Below are 16841 nucleotides of genomic sequence, written 5' to 3' on the forward strand. Positions count from 1 at the left end.
GGCCATCACCGGCTTTTCTTGCGGCCGAAGAGCGACTGCACCACCACAAAGAACAAGGGTATGAAGAAGATCCCCAACAAGGTGCCTGCCAGCATGCCGCCCAGCACTCCCGTGCCGATGGCCCGTTGCGCGCCAGAGCCGGCCCCACTGGAGATGGCCAGGGGCAATACCCCAAAGCCAAAGGCCAGGGAGGTCATCAGGATCGGGCGCAGGCGATCCCGGACCGCCTGCAGGGTGGCCTCGAACAGCTCCATGCCGCTTTCCAGATACTGCTTTGCAAACTCCACAATGAGGATGGCGTTCTTGCTGGTCAGCCCCACGGTTGTCAACATGGCCACCTGGAAGTAAATATCCCGCTGCATGCCGAGCATTGTGTTGGCCAAGGTCGCTCCGAGCACACCGAGTGGAGCCACCAGCAGTACCGCCGTTGGCACGGTCCAGCTTTCATACAGGGCGGCCAGGCAAAGAAAGACCACCAGTAACGAAAGCGTATACAAGAGGGTGGTTTGCGAACCTGCCTCGCGTTCCTGGTAGGACAGAGCGGTCCATTCCAGGGCAAAGCCTTGCGGAAGTTGGCTCACCAGACGTTCCATTTCTGCCATGGCTTCACCGGAAGACACTCCCGGCGCGGGTTCGCCCTGAATCTCCATGGCGGATACGCCGTTATAACGTTCCAGCCGCGGCGAACCGTAATCCCAGTAATAGCGCCCAAAGGCGGAGAAGGGCACCATCTCACCCCGGTTGTTTTTAACCGACCAGAGATTGAAGTCCTCGGGGCTCATACGGAAGGGGGCGTCCGATTGCAGATACACGCGCTTGACCCGGCCGCGATCGTTGAAGTCATCTATGTACTGACCGCCCCAGGCCGCCGACAGGGTGGCGTTGATGGTGGCGGCGGAGAGCCCGTATGCGCTCGCCTTCTGGTTGTCGATGTCCAGCCGTAGCTGAGGCGTATCCGGCTGACCGTTATGGCGCACGTTCTGCACCAACGGACTTTCCTCCGCCACTGCAAGCAACTGATCCCGTGCCTGCGCAATGGCCTCGTGGCCGAGGGCGGCGGTGTCCTTCAGAAAGAAGGAGTAGCCCGCGGCAATCCCCAACTCCGGCATGGCCGGTGGCGCAAAGACATTGATCATAGCATCCTTCACCCCACCCAGAGCCTGCATGGCGCGGTTCGTTACGGCCTGGGCGCCGAGTGCTTCCCCTGTACGTTCGTCCCAGTCCTTGAGTTTGATAAAGGCGATGCCGGTATTCTGGCCCATGCCTGCAAAGCTGAAGCCCTGGACCGTGAACACCGATTCCACCGCTTCGCTTTCGTTTTCCAAAAAGTGCTGTTCCAGCGCGCGGATGGAGGCCATGGTCCGCTCCTGGGTGGCGCCCACGGGTGTTTGTACCATCGCCATGAGTACGCCCTGATCCTCTTCCGGCAGGAAAGAGCTGGGCAGGCGCATGAACAGAATGGCCATTACTGCGCACATGGCCGCGAAGATGAGCATGAAGCGGCCCTTGCGGGCGAGAATACCTTTCACGCCGCGGCGGTATTTGCTACTGCCCTTGTCGAATGTACGATTGAACCAGCCGAAGAAACCCTTCGTCCCGTGATGCTCGCCCTTCGTCAAGGGCTTGAGCATGGTGGCGCAAAGCGCGGGAGTGAGTACGATGGCCACCAGCACCGACAGGGCCATGGCAGAAACGATGGTCGCCGAAAACTGACGATAGATTACCCCGGTAGAGCCACTCATAAACGCCATTGGCACGAACACCGCTGACAACACCAGGCCAATACCCACCAGCGCGCCGGTGATCTGATCCATGGACTTGCGCGTGGCTTCAAGGGGCGAGAGCCCTTCCTCGCTCATCAGGCGCTCTACGTTTTCCACGACCACGATGGCGTCATCCACCAGCAGGCCGATGGCCAGCACCATGGCAAACATGGTGAGCATGTTGATGGAAAAGCCCAGAGCCGCCAGCACACCGAAGGTACCCAGCAGGACCACCGGCACTGCGATAGTGGGAATGATGGTGGCGCGAAGGTTCTGCAGGAACAGAAACATCACCACAAAAACCAGTACAATGGCTTCAAGCAGGGTCTTGATGACGTTGTCGATTGAGACCTGCACGAAGGGCGTGGTATCGAAGGGAATTACTGTCTCCAACCCCGCCGGAAAATAGGGTTCCAGTTCGGCCAGTGCGGCTTTCACCGCTTGCGCGGTTTCCAATGCGTTGGCGCCGGTCGCCAGGGAGATGGCGATACCGGACGAGGGTTGGCCGTTGTAGTGGGCCTGGAAGTCGTAGACCTCGCTGCCTACCTCCACTCGCGCGATATCGCCCAGAGTCAGCGCTGATCCGTCGGGGGTGCCGCGCACCACAATCTCGCGGAACTGCTCCGGTGTTTGCAGCCGGTCCTGAGCATTGACGGTGGCGTTCAATTGCTGCCCGTCGATGGCCGGCGTACCCCCAAGCTGCCCGATCGCCACCTGTGCGTTTTGCGCCTGTATGGCGCTTACGACTTCCGGCACCGCCAGCTGGTAGGTATCAAGCTTGTTGGGGTCCAGCCAGATGCGCATTGCGTACTGGGTTCCGAAGACCTGCAGGTTGCCCACGCCACTCACCCGGCTGAGCGGATCCACAATATTCACACCCACGTAATCGGCGATATCGGTCTGGTCCATACTGCCGTCCGCGGATACGAAGCTCACCACCTGCAGAAAGCTGCTCGTGGATTTACTCACATTAATACCCTGACGCTGCACCTCCTGAGGCAACATGGGCATGGCCAGCTGCAGCTTGTTCTGCACCTGTACCTGGGCAATATCCGGATCGGTGCCGCTGGCAAAGGTCAGGGTAATGGTGGCCGAGCCGTTGGACGAACTGTTTGAGGAAAAGTAAATCAGCCCATCGAGCCCTTTCATGTTCTGCTCGATGATCTGGGTAACCGAATCCTCCACTACCTTCGCCGAAGCACCGGGGTAGGTGGCCCGCACTTCCACCGCGGGCGGGGCCACGGTGGGATACATGGAAACGGGCAAAGAGGTGATCGCCAGGCCGCCCGCCAACATGACGACAATGGCGATTACCCAGGCGAAAATCGGACGGTCTATAAAGAAACGTGCCACTCGGAAACCGCCTTACTGCACGGCAGCTGTTGAAGGAAAAGTCGCGGCCATTTCCGGAAAGTCCCTGTCGTGACCCGCCATAGATGCCTCGCTGATTTGATGCGCGGAAAGTGCATCGCCGGGCTGAACCTTCTGCAGCCCCTCAATAATCACCCGCTCGCCAGCGTTCAAGCCGCCCTCAACCAGCCATTTGTCGCCAATGCTGCGGCTCACGGTCACCTGGCGATGTTCCACTTCGCCTTCGGGCGTGACCACCATCGCACTGGTGTCGCCGCGGGGATTGCGAGCGATAGCTTGCTGCGGTACCAAAATTGCGTTATTCCGTACGCCCTCGCCGATAACCGCCCGCACATACATCCCAGGCAGCAACACGTGGTCGGGGTTTTCTACGACGACGCGCAACAGAGTGCTTCCGGTGGATGGATCCACACTGACATCAGAAAAGGCAAGGCTGCCCTCGCGTTCATAGGTACTGCCGCCTTCCAACACGATCGTTACCGGCAGCTGGTCTCCTCGGGAGAGCCTGCCCCCTTCAAGGGCCTTGCGCAGCGCCAGCAGCTCCACCACGGACTGATTCACATCCACATAAATGGGATCCAACTGCTGCACAGTGGCCAGTGGTTCAGCCTGGTTGGCCGTAACCAGAGCGCCTTGAGTGACTGTGGAGCGTCCGACGATGCCTGAGATGGGCGAGCTGATGCTGGCATAATTCAGGGATATTTCAGTGCGGGCCAACGCCGCCCTGGCAACGGATACGTCGGCCTCGGCCTGTCGCAGAGTGGTTCTCGCGGTATCTCCTTCCTGCTTGCTGACGGCGCCGCTCTCCACCAGTCCCGCAAGACGGCCAGCGTTGAGTTGCGCTATTTCCAGGGCCGCCTCCGCCCGCTCCAAAGTGGCTTTGGCGCTGTTGTAATCGGCCCGGTACATGGCCTCGTCGAGCTGATAGAGGGGCTCACCGGATTTCACAGTAGCGCCTTCTGTAAACAAGCGCTGCTCGACAATGCCGTTGACCTGAGGACGGATCTCTGCCACCCGAAAGGGGCTGGTACGGCCCGACAGCTCGCGGGTGATGGTCACACGCTCGGACTGCAGGGTTATTACGGAAACTTCTGGCGCTGGCTGATGCGGAGAAGGCGCCTCGCTGCTGCAGGCGCTCAGCAGGACGGCGACGAACGACACTACAGTGATAGCGCAGCATGCTCTTTGCACAATGGAAAATCTCTTGGAGAATATGGCCCGCAATTATATACATTCATAAATGTATGTCAAGTTATTGTTCATTCGTGAATATAAATGTATCATGCTGAATTCGCGCCACGGCGTGCATTACAAATTAGCTGAGAAGATCATGGCCAGACGCACAAAAGAGGATGCTTTGAAAACTCGCGAGCATATCGTCGATGCCGCGGTAACGGTTTTCCACGAACGTGGCGTGGCGCGTCCGTCCCTGACGGATATCGCCAAGCTGGCCGGGGTAACACGCGGGGCCATTTACGGCCATTTCAAGAACAAAGCCGACCTGGTCAATGCGCTCACGGCACGTATCCGCCTTCCCGCGGACACTCTGTGCGAAACTGATCCCGAACGTCTGCGCAAAGATCCATTGGGCGAACTGCGATCCCGGTGGCTCGAGCTCTACACGGAAGTTGCTCACAACCGCGAGTGGCAGTTGATCCTCGACATCATTTTCCATCGCATCGAATTGGTGACCGAGAGCGGCGAAATCCACCAGCGGATGGAAGAAGGACGGGGCACCGCTATCGAGCACATGCGAAATATGCTCCAGCTGGCGGTGGAAGCGGGCCAGCTGGACCAGGATCTGGACATCAAGCTGGCTGCCGCCGTTTTACACGGCGCACTGGTGGGCGTGCTGGAGGATTGGCTACTCCAGCCCGATGCCTACAATCTGGCCAAGATGGGCGAGCGCAACGTGGGGGCTCTCTTCGATATGCTGCGCCTGTCCAGCGCGCTGCGCAAGCCCACTTAAAACCCAGGGCGCAGATGTTCGGCTGGGCTCAAGCTTGTTCACTTTGACCGGGAGTGAGGAACATCATAGCGGCAGCATGGTCGATAGCCTCTGTGGATATTGTTACGGAGGCTGAAGATGTCAGGAGCAATGCAAGCTGCAGTTGCACTTTTCGTCATGCTGTTGATGCCGGCAACCACGGTATCGGGGGGAAATATTGAACGCGAGGACATGTTCGTCGATGGCGAACATGGAATATCCCTGTTCATCAGGGAAGTGCGCGCGGATACGGCAGAAGGGGACGCCGTGCCGATACTGCTGCTGCACGGCGCGCGTGTCCCCGGCGTGGCGTCCTTCGACCTGCCGGTGCCCAACGGATCGCTCGCGGCAGACCTGGCCAACGCCGGGCATGTGGTCTACATTATGGATGCGCGTGGTTACGGTTTTTCGACACGCCCGCCCGAAATGTCCGAAGCGCGTGACGAGAATCCGCCGCTGGTGCGTTCACCCGCGGTAGTGAAGGACATTGCCGCGGTGGTCGAGTTCATCCGCAAGCGGCAGTCGGTCGAGCGGATCGCGCTGCTCGGCTGGGCAACCGGCGGACACTGGGGTGGTTATTACGCCAGCCTGCATCCGGATCGCATCAGCCACCTGGTCATCTACAACTCGCTGTACGGCGGCAGCGATGAACATTCCCTGATCGGCCACGGTTCCGGGCTTGAGGATTCCGATCGCCCGGGCCGCTTCAATACAGCAGCAGTCGGCGCCTATCGTTTCAATGCGGCGTCATCGCTGTTCGGTTCGTGGGACAGAAGCATCCCGGTGGAAGACAAATCGGCCTGGCGTGATCCCGCCGTGGCAGACGCCTATGCGGAAGCGGCGCTGGCAAGTGATGACACTGCGGGTACGCGCGAGCCGCCGAGTTTCCGCGCTCCGAGTGGCGCACTGGAAGACAGCTTCTATATGGCGACCGGTCGCCAACTGTGGGATGCATCGCTGGTTGATTCGCGCGTGCTGATCATCGGCACGGAACGGGATTTCTGGTCACGGTCGGCAGACCGCGAAACTCTGGCGCAGCACCTAGTCCATGCCAAGGAAATCAGGTCCGTGTTGATTCCCGAGGCGACTCATTACGTGCACCTCGATCGTCCGGAACGCGGACGTGACCGTTTCATTGGCGAGGTCACCGAGTTTATTGGCAGCGAATGACGGATCTGCCGGGTTAATGGCGCACCTGCCTGCAATCTTCGCCAATCCCAGCGTGCGCGGCAGCACCTGGAAAAGGAGTCCCCATGGACACTGAATTTTGGCACCACAAATGGCGCGAAGGTGATATCGCCTTTCACGAGGGCGAGCCCAACACACTGCTCCAGGCCCACTTCCAGCGCCTCGACATCCGCACCGGGAGCCGTATCTTCCTCCCCCTGTGCGGCAAGACCCGGGACATCGCCTGGCTGCTCGAGCGCGGCTACCGCGTGGCGGGGGCGGAATTGAGCGAGCTTGCCATCACCCAGCTATTCCGCGAACTCGACCTGGAACCGCGAATTAGCAAGGCTGGCAGCCTGACACAATACAGCGCCAACAATATCGACATCTTCGTGGGCGATATCTTCGCCCTGCATCGCGACACACTGGGCCCGGTGCAGGCCGTCTACGACCGTGCGGCCCTGGTGGCCTTACCGGCCGATATCCGGCAGCGCTATACCGCCCACCTGGTCGAGATCACCGACGGCGCCCCGCAACTGCTGATCACCTTCGACTACGACCAATCGCAAATGGACGGCCCGCCCTTCTCTATTGACCAGGACGAAGTCGGCCGCCACTATGGCGCCGTTTACCAGCTGACGGAACTGACCCGGCAGTCCGTGCCCGTAGGGCTGAAAGGCAAGGTCGAGGCGATGGAGTCAGCCTGGCTGCTTCACTGTTGATGGGGGCCACTTGGCCGGTTCTGTAGCGCACGCCTCTCGGGACCTGGATGTGACGCAATAGGCGCTCAATTATCTGGGCGCAATCGACCCTGAAGCTGCCGAGGACCCTCGCGGAACTGATTAATGATTTCTGTTTGCTTCAAGCTGTACGCCCTTTCCTGTCCATCACAGCTTGACCCCAGTCACCAAAGAGCGGTCAAGCAATCGGCTCCGTTCCCATATGCTTATCTATCGCAGATACCCCACTCTGTCAGCCTAGTTGTCCAGAGTTGGTGACTTCGCCTAAATTCACTCAGAATGGGCATGATAGTGCCCAATATGGGCATTTTTAAGGAAAACTTCCCGGTGACAATAGTCCAGCATAGGCACGGTTATGGCGTTAGGATAGGTAAATTTGCCGATGGCATTCAAAACCTCCGCGGAAACGCTTTCCGGTTATAAATGGCGTCAGGAACAAGGCTCAAGGATATAAGCTGATCGGCCTCAGTGAGGTCGGCCCTATGACCGAAGTACCTGAATCGTTGTGAGCTCCATTTCCCGATTCCCGGGTGCGGTGGAAGTCTCAATAACGCAAGGCCAACCCCAATCGGCCAATCAAAGTAATGCGGCCCTGGATCGGCAGCCGCCTCGATCGCAACGATGGCGTGCGCTACACCCAGTCGACCTGCATTGGCTTTGCCCTTGCGTGTGTATTGCTGGCAGTCGTCAATTCACCCCGGCAGTTGGCGCTGGCCCTCTTTGACCTGCGCCTTTGCGGTCAGGGTTTACAGGCTGGACCAGGCCTGATTACCTGTTTATTCTTCCTATACCTCCTATACTTCACGAATGTCGATAAAAAAGTGAGACGCACGTGGCGCTTCACAACGTACCGCGCGCCGCGTTACATAGCGTGGTACCGATATTTCCCTCGAGTTGAACTGGCTGTAGGCATCCGGGCTCTGATGTAGTTCTCACATTTCAGCGACATTTTAGTCACATTGGCGTTGTTAACCTTCCAGCGTTTCACCAGATAAATATGGCCGATTCTTGGAGGAAGAGCGATATGAGCAGGCAATTTAGCAATATTAGCAGGCATTTTAGGCATGTATCGTGGTTGACTCTGTCGGTGCTCCTGATTGGCTTTCCACTTTTTAGCCACGCAGCAGAGGCGCCCGGTGCGCTGACTGTCATTGTCAAAGACCAGAAAACTGACCGGCCAATCTCAACCGTGCAGATCACGATCACGAAACGGGAAACCAATTCCACGCGATCTGTAGAGACCGACGCACAAGGTCGCATCGTCGTTGAACAGCTCGACCCCGGTCTCTACTCGGTGACCGTAGCCAAAGGCGGGTTCGCTTCATCGTATGAACCAAGCGTACGCGTGATTAGGCGAAAGAATATCAAAATTGAATTCGAACTGATAGAAAAGGTAATTGAGGAATTGGTGGTTCGAGCACGGCGAGCTGATGCAGCTGCATCAGCTTCCAGCACCTATCTCAACAGAGAAGCGTTGCGAAGTGCTGTTGGCGGTGGCGCAGATCCGCTCCTCTCGCTGGACGGCTTACCGGGCCTGGCATCCACTGGTGAATTCGCAAGCTTTAGCGTACGCGGCCGTGGGCCGAGAGATAATTTGATATTCGTTGATGACTTTCCCTTTGATAAAGCGGTGCACTTTGATGCGACCCTGGGTGAAGACGAAGATGTCGGTGGTGGCGGCCGCTTCTCGATTTTCGCACCGAACGTTATCAGTGGTGCAGAGTTCTCACCGGGTGGGTGGGGTGCAGCTTATGGCGGCCGGGCTGCATCACTACTCAAACTGGAAGTCGCCGATGGCAATCCAAGCCCTTCAGCAAGTCTACGCCTTGACCTTGCGGGCTTTGAAGTTGGTTACGACGGCCCTACCGGTATCACTGAAGACTCAACGATGCTCGTTTCTGCTAGACGACTGGATTTCGGCGCCTTGTTTGAAACTATCGACGAACTAGACATTGGGGATCCTGTGTTGAGAGATATCATCGTAAAGTCGGTCATACCAATCAACCAGAATCACACGTTCGAAATTCTACTGATGGACACACACGAAGACTATACTCGCGACGTGACTCACGTTTTCGAGTCGCCCAATTTCGAGGATGCTGCGCTTCTGGATTTTCAACAAGATAGTGATTTGTACGGTCTGACCTTGCGATCTTTGATCGGCGAAAACGCTGTCTGGACCAACAAGATTTACCACCGCACAAGCGACAAGATCAGTTCAGAGGGTGAAGCATTTCCTGATCTCGTACCTGCTGGATCGCCCGCCTCCAGTTTTCCGGTGCGGGAAGACATTATTACCATCGTTGAAGATGAAACAGAGATTGGCTGGCGAAGCGACTTCGAGACAGTGAATCAATGGGGCGTGTTCAGTGCCGGTATTCGAGCAACGCAAATTGAACTGGACTACGACACCGTCCTGGATGGTGATTGGAACCGATTTGTCTACGACGACGATGATTCTAGACCAGACCCCGATCAGCGCTTTATCGTGCTGACTCCCGTGGACATCAACTCTTCACTAAGTCATAAAGAAACGAACTATGCAGGTTACGTAGATCAAGTTTTTGAGCTCGGCGATTGGGATATTCGCACGGGTGTGCGGTTCGAACGGGACGGCTTTGCAGACGAAAGCTTCGCGTCGCCCAGGTTCAGCGTCAACTGGCGACCGAGTACAACGATGAGATATTTTGCGACCGCAGGGCTATTTCATCAGTCGCCACGGTTTTTACACCTTGCCGCTAACGAGTCAAACGCCCTTGAGAACGAAGAAATCACGCACAGCAGTATCGGCTTTCAGTATTTTCCGAACAAAAACTGGTCGGTGTTGACTGAAGCCTATTACCAAAACCTCGACAACCTGGTGGTAGACCTTGATCGAGCAAGCGGAACGTTTGCAAACATTGGAGACGGCACATCGTACGGCGTCGATATCGTGGCCAATAGCACGATTCGCGAAGGCATCTACGCTACCGCAACCTACTCCTACAACGATGCCGAAGTCGACCGGAAAGACGGTCGCGGTGACGTAGCCGCCGAATTCAACCGCGAGCATGTCGCTACCCTCGGCCTGACCTGGGAAATCAGCGACCGCTGGAAGGTCGCCGGTCGCTACAAATTTCTTTCTGGCAGGCCTGACGACCGCTTTATTATACACTCAGACGTGTTGGGAGACGGGCAACCTCTACGCTACTCGAAAGAGATCACAGAGCGCAATGTCGGTCGCAAAAGCAGTTACAGCTTGTTTAATGTTCGCGTCGACTATAGACGTGCATTTGGTCCAATAGATGCAACGGCTTTTCTCGATGTCATCAACGTAACCGCAGCGTCGTCGAGCGACGACACCGAGTTTGACTACCGCCGAGGCGTTGAAGTGAAAGACGATAACGAAGCCGAGCCGCTTATTGGTCTGCGACTGGACTATGCTTGGTAAATCATGCCTGGTAAGGGGGAGCAGCAGATGGTACACGCGCTTGGTGCCGTGCCGATTAGAGTGTTGATTGTCGAAGACAACCGCGACATTTGCGAGAACATTGCCGCGTATCTTGAAAAGCATAGCTATGTTATGGATTTTGCCTATGACGGTATAAACGCGATGCACCTGGCGTTGACGAATCCGTTCGACGTTATTGTCCTGGACCTGATGCTTCCGGGGATGGATGGCCTAAGTTTCTGCCAAAAGCTGCGAGCTGATGCCAAAGTAGAAACGCCCGTGCTTATGCTAACGGCGAGAGACACGCTTGATGATAAACTTAAGGGGTTCAAGGCGGGAGCCGACGACTATTTGGTCAAGCCATTCGCATTACAAGAGCTACATGCGCGACTGCAGGCGCTGTACAAACGTAGTCACGGAAAAACCGACAATCTGTTAACTGTGGGTGATCTGACCATGAACAGGTCCACGCTGCAAGTGCATCGCGCGGGACGGCGCGTCGATCTTACCCCTGCTGGCATGAGACTACTTCAACGATTGATGGAAGAGGCGCCGTCTGTTGTGGCTCGCGATGATCTTGAAACTTTGTTGTGGGCTGACGAACGCCCCGATGGTGATGCGCTTCGCTCGCACTTGTACAAGCTGCGACAGGCTATCGATAGGCCGTTTGATAGCCCGCTAATTCATACGGTGCATCGCATCGGGTACCGAATTGCAGAGGATACTCAGTAATGTACCGGCACAGTTTGCGCAAGCGTGTCGCAATTGCGTTTGCGACGTGTGTTGCTGTACTCAGCGTGGCCTGGGGATTCGCTTTCTTCGGTGCGATCAGGTTGAGCGAAGACCGTGTGCTGGCGAACCAGCTACAGCTAGCCGCCGAAAGCTATCCGTCTCTGACGATGAACCTTCGCGGATACGATGAGGTTGGTAGCCTGCCGGAATCACTCAGGGAATGGGCACAGACAAACCCCGATGAGGGACTATACGAATTCAGTACCGAAGAGTTGCATGTCGCAGTAGTACCTGCCGCCAATGAACAGCGGCACGCATTTGTGGTTTTCGACGTTGCCGGGATTGAGGCTTCGTCGTCAGAGGATTGGTGGTGGCTGCTTGTTATCACCGGCGTCATTGGTGCGCTCGGTGCTCTTGGTTTCGGGCTGGGAGTTGTTGTGATGCGTCGAGCTATCGCCCCTGTCGCGCAACTCGCCAAAGTGGTCGCGGACATCGACCTGGAACATCTGTCAGCCGAAGATCATAAACGCATAGACTCCAGCCGATTCGGCGATGATGAGGTTGGCGTGCTCGCTGGGGCCATTGAGAAGACTCTTGAGCGTATCAGCGCATTTGTTGCGAGGGAGCGATACTTTACCGATTCAGCCAGTCATGAGTTGCGGACGCCGATCACGGTTATAACAGGCGCGCTTGAGCTGCTGGAACAAAGCGATCTGTCAGCGGCCGATGTGAAGGTGGTAGATCGAGTGAGGCGTGCGACGCTCGACATGAAAACCACGATTGAAATGTTCTTGTGCCTCGCTCGCGAAACCGACGATGGGCTGTATGACGAGAAGTTTTTAGTGATGCCGCTGGTGAGCCGGGCGATTGATCAGCAGCGCTACCTGCTGAACGGCAAGTGCGTCGATGTTGAGATCGACTTCACCGATGTTGAGATCAACGATCTCGCAAAACCCAGAGTCTACGGGCATCCACAGGCTTTTTCTATCGCGGTCAATAATCTGGTGCAAAATGCGTTCGAGCACACGCTCGACGGGCAGGGACCGATCACGATTCACATCAAAGAGCATGAGCTATTGATCACCAATCAGACGAGCAGTGACGTTGACGGCCCGCACACGCCGACCGAGGCGTCATCGTCTCACGGGTATGGTCTGGGTCTGGGTATTGTCCAACGGCTGTGTGAACGCAATGGCTGGTCGTTTTCGCTGCACGTTGATGAGGCGCGTGTAGCCGCCCGTCTTTCGTGGTGACGACGGCAGACCACCTACCCGGTTCCGGTTCTTCTGAAAGTGACTCAAGACGGGCCTCAATGGCCACTGGCGCCATCGCTGAATGGTCACATCCCGGTCGAGCGCTCCAGAGCAACGATGCGTTCCTGTAGCGGTGGGTGGCTGGCGAAAAGCCGCGCCAGCCCTGACCCAGGCGGCCGCTGATGCCGAACGCAGCCAGCTCCTTGGGCATGTCACTCTCGCCATAGCTTTTCTGTAGCGACTTAAGGGCGAGCACCATCTTGCGGCGATCGGCAAGCCGGGCACCGCCGACGTCAGCACGGAACTCACGATAGCGCGAGAACCAGGCGACAATGATGCTGGCGATCAGGCCGAATATAATCTCCAGCACGATTACCACTCCGAAATAGGCAAACCCGCTACCGCGCTCACCCCGTATCAGTAAGCGTGCCACCACATGGGCGAAGAAGATGACGAAGGTATTGAGAACGCCCTGGATCAGGCCGAGTGTGACCATGTCGCCGTTGGCAACGTGGCTGACCTCATGGCCGAGCACTGCCTCCACGCCATCGCGATCCATGTTCTGCAGCAGGCCGCTGCTGACGGCGACCAGGGCATTGTCCCTGCTCATGCCGGTGGCAAAGGCATTCATCACCGGGGATTCGTAAACGCCGACCTCGGGCATGCCGATGCCGGCCTGGCGCGCCTGACGCTGCACGGTCTGGACCAGCCACTGCTCATCTGCGCTGCGCGGCTGATCAATGACACGTACCCGCATCATGGTCTTGGCCATCCACTTGGAGACGGCCAGAGAAATGAAGGAGCCGCCCATGCCGAAAATCGCGGCCAACACCAGCAGGCCAGTATAGTCGCCGTAACCCCGCTCCACCAACCAGCGGTCGATACCGAATATCTGGATAAAGGCGGTCAGCACCAACAGGATGGCGAGGTTGGTGCCCAAGAATAGCAGGATGCGTTTCATCGCTTTTTGACTCCGAGCTTGGTTGTGCAATCAGTGAGATTAGGGCGGACAGGAAAAGTTTCAAGACGAATGGTCAAAATGCAGAGGAGCTCACGGAAAATTCAGAACGGACAACGGAGGAAGACGAAAAGCTGGCCGATTTGCTCGAAGGTGTCCGAACACAGCTGGAAGTAGCTGACTTTCTGGGCTACGGCGACAAAAGGGAATACAAAGAGCTCTACAGACAACTGAAATCAATCGAGCAGAAGACCGCACATGGTAAAAGCGGCAAGGGATGGTTTGACAAGATCACGCAGCAATTGGCCGATGAATTGGCGAGCATTCTTAAGCAGAAACGGGAACTCTCGAACGAAAAGCGAAGCGCCTGCCGTTAGGTGAATTTTGAGTCGATTTGGGGCTTTGCCGGTTGTGGTTCGTGAAGAGCATCGCTGCTAAACTCGGCAAGGACGCAGACATTGAGAGTGCGGTCATGGCGGAACCCCGAAACCTGAGTATTGGACTTGTCGCGGCCGGATTGATGGTTGCGTTCGCGGGTGTGCTGGTCATTATGGCCGCACTGGCCCTATCGCGTTGGCCTAATGAGCCAGCAGCTTCTGCCGCCAACCGAGAGCCGGAAGACCAAAATTTGATCGACTCGGATCCCTTCCGAGAAAATCTCACACGACTTATCGGCGCTGAAGTCGTGGCAAAAGACGGCCGGCCAGGCGGAGGGGGGATGCTTGAGGGTGTAATTTTTGACAATAACGGCGCGACCTCCGCCGTTATCATCTCCTATGGCGGGTTTCTTGCTATGGGTTCGAAAGAGGTCATGGTCGACGTCAACGATGTCACGATTGATTCAGGTTACAACACTATCCGGGTGAATTTCTCACGTGACGAACTCGAGGCAATGCCTGAGAATCAACGCCGGTATCTGCCGATGCAGGCTGCTGAGGTCCCGCCCGAGATTGCAGATCAACTCAAAGAGGCAAGTGTCGCCTTCAACGCACCTGATCGGCTCTTTCTCAACGAGGCAGCGCGCATTCAGTTCGCACTCGCCCCGGTTATGTCCCCTCTCGGACCGGAGGAGGTACTTGACCCGAATCTCTCTGGCACGATCCGAATGCGCGACGGCATCGATTACGCCCTGCGCATGCGGGCCGATCTTTCGGGCCCGGATTTCCGCATTGACCCGCAAGGGCCTCAGATACGCACCGTTCTCGACGACCGTACGACCGAGTGGAACTGGACGATCACGCCGACTCGTCCCGGCGAGAATCGCATCCTGACCTTGTCCCTACTGGCACTGCTGAAGCAGGGTGAAGAAGATTTGCCGCCGCTGACGGTTCAAACGTTTCGAGAGCAGATTCTCGTCGATGTGAGTGCTTGGGACCGTATCCGTCTGTACCTTGAGAAGGTAAACGTCATTCATGGAGTGGTGGCGGCGCTGGTAGGTACCGCTTTGGCCATTGCAGGTGGTTTAGGGTGGCGCAGGGCTGGTCATCGGCGTGGTGAAAAAGCCAATCCCTTGCTTCGAGAGCACGACGACCGGGCACCATAAAGCCCGCCGCCCGCGACTTATCCGAGAAACCTCCTCCGCCCACAGTGTGCAGGGTCGAGCCCCGTCCCGGTCAGGGTGCGCCCGTCATTAAACTTCAGAGAGAACCAAGATATTCATCGTTTTTTCACGGCCTGTTATCGTTTTTCACGACGCTACTCCTGACAATCACGATCAACACAATATACGAATATTCCCTCGACACATTATACTAATCATGATACAACACAATATACTAATTATGGTACAAGACAAAACACGAGCAATACCCTATGGCCGCCCCTTCTGAAAAACTGGCGGAGTCGCTTTCGGTCCTGAAGGACTTACAGGATCGCGGCCAGGTGGCCATACGCTCAAAGGAACTGACCCGCACCCACCGCGAGCGCCTGCTCCGCAACGGCTTCCTGAAGGAAGTCATCAAGGGATGGTACATATCCTGCCGCCCCGATGAAAAGGCCGGCGACAGCACGGCCTGGTACGCCTCTTTCTGGCCATTCTGCGGTTCTTATCTGGATTCCCGCTTTGGCGACGACTGGTGCCTGTCGCCGGAACAGTCCCTCGTCCTGCACGCAGGAAACTGGACGGTCCCGAAGCAGCTCCTCGTCAGAACGAAGAAATCCGGCAATAATTTGATCACCCTGCCCCACGGGACCTCCCTGCTCGACATCCGGGCCGATCTTCCTCCTCGCGGGGACCGGGTCAAAATCCAGGGGCTGCAAGTTTATACGCTTCCGGCGGCCCTGATCGCATGCGCGCCTGGCGTATATCGCCAGAATCCGACTAATATGCGGGCCGCGCTGTCTCTCACAGGCGACGCCTCCGACCTCCTGGCCCGGCTCCTTGATGGCGGCCACAGCACCATTGCCGGCCGCTTGGCCGGGGCATTTCGCAATATAGGCCGGAACAATATCGCCAAAGACATCCTGCAAACCATGAAAGCGGCGGGCTATACCGTCAGGGAAAGGGATCCCTTTACTGCGCCCAGCCCGATGACCTTCACCAAAAGAGAACCGTCACCCTATGTCAGCCGTATCCGGCTGATGTGGGAAACGATGCGCGAGCCTGTCCTGGATAATTTCCCGGAACCGCCGGGACCGCCCACAGACAAGGCCGCTTATCTCAAGCAGGTCGAGGACATCTATACGTCTGATGCCTACCATTCACTGTCAATCGAGGGTTATCAGGTCAGCCGCGCGCTGATCGAGCGCGTCAAAGCCGGCTCCTGGAATCCCGACGATGACGATCATGACCGAAACCACCGTAACGCCCTGGCAGCCCGCGGCTACTGGCAGGCCTTCCAGGCCGTCAAAGCCAGCATAGAAAAGATACTCGGCGGCGAAAATCCCGGTCTCACCGCCCAGAATGACCACGCCACCTGGTATAGAGAGCTCTTTGCACCCAGCGTGACCGCAGGCATCCTGAAACCGTCCGACCTCGCCGGCTACAGAAACGGCCCGGTCTATATCAGAAAGTCGATGCATGTGCCGCCAAACAAAGAGACCGTAAGAGACCTGACGCCCGCCTTCTTCGAACTTCTCGAAGAGGAAACCGCCGCCCAGGTCCGCGTCGTACTCGGGCATTTCATCTTTGTCTATATTCATCCCTATATGGACGGCAACGGCCGCATCGGCCGATTCCTGATGAACGCCATGATGGCCTCCGGGGGCTACCCCTGGACCGTCATTCCGGTCGAAAAGCGCGATGACTACATGCGCGCCCTGGAATCCGCCAGCGTCGACCAGGACATCGCTCCATTCACGAAGTTTCTGACGCGGTTTGTCAGCGGCTAAAGCTATCCAATCAGGCCAGCAGTGACGCTGATGGGCGGCACACGCCGACCGAGGCGTCATCGTCTCATGGGTATGGTCTGGGTCTGGGTATCGTTCAACGGCTGTGTGAG

Annotated in this window: 11 protein-coding genes and 1 pseudogene; 9 read left to right on the forward strand and 3 right to left on the reverse strand. The window is 57.1% G+C overall.

All coding sequences use genetic code 11. The annotated features are described in order from the left end of the window. Positions 1–5: 5 nt before the first annotated feature. On the reverse strand, positions 6–3116 hold the full coding sequence (locus tag G3T16_RS06670; protein ID WP_163494374.1) for an efflux RND transporter permease subunit: 3111 nt from the start codon (positions 3114–3116) through the stop codon (positions 6–8). Positions 3117–3128: 12 nt separating this feature from the next. Next, complete coding sequence (locus G3T16_RS06675) at positions 3129–4325, reverse strand: efflux RND transporter periplasmic adaptor subunit (RefSeq protein ID WP_163494375.1); 1197 nt, start codon at positions 4323–4325, stop codon at positions 3129–3131. Between the two features lie 91 nt (positions 4326–4416). Here G3T16_RS06675 and G3T16_RS06680 point away from each other — a divergent pair, with 91 nt between their 5' ends. The 6 genes from G3T16_RS06680 to G3T16_RS23340 all read left to right on the forward strand — a co-directional run bounded on the left by G3T16_RS06680 (position 4417) and on the right by G3T16_RS23340 (position 12443). Beyond that, entirely contained in the window at positions 4417–5103 is a 687-nt protein-coding gene (locus tag G3T16_RS06680) for a TetR family transcriptional regulator (protein ID WP_163494376.1), read from the forward strand. Positions 5104–5220: 117 nt separating this feature from the next. Further along, positions 5221–6291 carry an alpha/beta fold hydrolase gene (locus G3T16_RS06685; RefSeq protein WP_163494377.1) on the forward strand — a complete coding sequence of 357 codons (1071 nt, stop codon included), beginning with the start codon at positions 5221–5223 and terminating at the stop codon, positions 6289–6291. Between the two features lie 83 nt (positions 6292–6374). Next, positions 6375–7010 carry a thiopurine S-methyltransferase gene (gene tmpT, locus G3T16_RS06690; RefSeq protein ID WP_163494378.1) on the forward strand — a complete coding sequence of 212 codons (636 nt, stop codon included), beginning with the start codon at positions 6375–6377 and terminating at the stop codon, positions 7008–7010. A gap of 1042 nt (positions 7011–8052) precedes the next feature. After that, entirely contained in the window at positions 8053–10458 is a 2406-nt protein-coding gene (locus G3T16_RS06695; protein WP_163494379.1) for a carboxypeptidase regulatory-like domain-containing protein, read from the forward strand. Between the two features lie 27 nt (positions 10459–10485). Beyond that, positions 10486–11190, forward strand: a complete 705-nt coding sequence (locus G3T16_RS06700; protein WP_456298660.1) for a response regulator transcription factor — start codon at positions 10486–10488, stop codon at positions 11188–11190. Next, a complete protein-coding gene (locus tag G3T16_RS23340) occupies positions 11190–12443 on the forward strand; it encodes a sensor histidine kinase (protein ID WP_163494380.1) in 1254 nt (417 codons plus the stop codon). The genes G3T16_RS06700 and G3T16_RS23340 overlap by 1 nt, the downstream gene beginning before the upstream one ends. 232 nt (positions 12444–12675) lie before the next feature. On the opposite strand, the pseudogene htpX reads toward G3T16_RS23340, so the two are convergent. After that, positions 12676–13404 (reverse strand): annotated as a pseudogene (htpX, locus tag G3T16_RS23345) (protease HtpX); the annotation flags it as partial. A 140-nt stretch (positions 13405–13544) separates the two neighbouring features. On the opposite strand from htpX, the gene G3T16_RS06715 reads away from it, so the two are divergent. The 3 genes from G3T16_RS06715 to G3T16_RS06725 all read left to right on the forward strand — a co-directional run bounded on the left by G3T16_RS06715 (position 13545) and on the right by G3T16_RS06725 (position 16731). After that, entirely contained in the window at positions 13545–13778 is a 234-nt protein-coding gene (locus tag G3T16_RS06715; RefSeq protein ID WP_163494381.1) for a hypothetical protein, read from the forward strand. A 41-nt stretch (positions 13779–13819) separates the two neighbouring features. Next, the gene (locus G3T16_RS06720) at positions 13820–14944 is read left to right on the forward strand and encodes a PRC-barrel domain-containing protein (RefSeq protein ID WP_163494382.1); all 1125 of its coding nucleotides are present in this window, start codon (positions 13820–13822) and stop codon (positions 14942–14944) included. Positions 14945–15213: 269 nt separating this feature from the next. Continuing rightward, the gene (locus tag G3T16_RS06725) at positions 15214–16731 is read left to right on the forward strand and encodes a Fic family protein (protein ID WP_163494383.1); all 1518 of its coding nucleotides are present in this window, start codon (positions 15214–15216) and stop codon (positions 16729–16731) included. Positions 16732–16841: the final 110 nt, after the last annotated feature.

This window comes from Kineobactrum salinum (genome assembly GCF_010669285.1).
GTDB lineage: Bacteria > Pseudomonadota > Gammaproteobacteria > Pseudomonadales > Halieaceae > Kineobactrum > Kineobactrum salinum.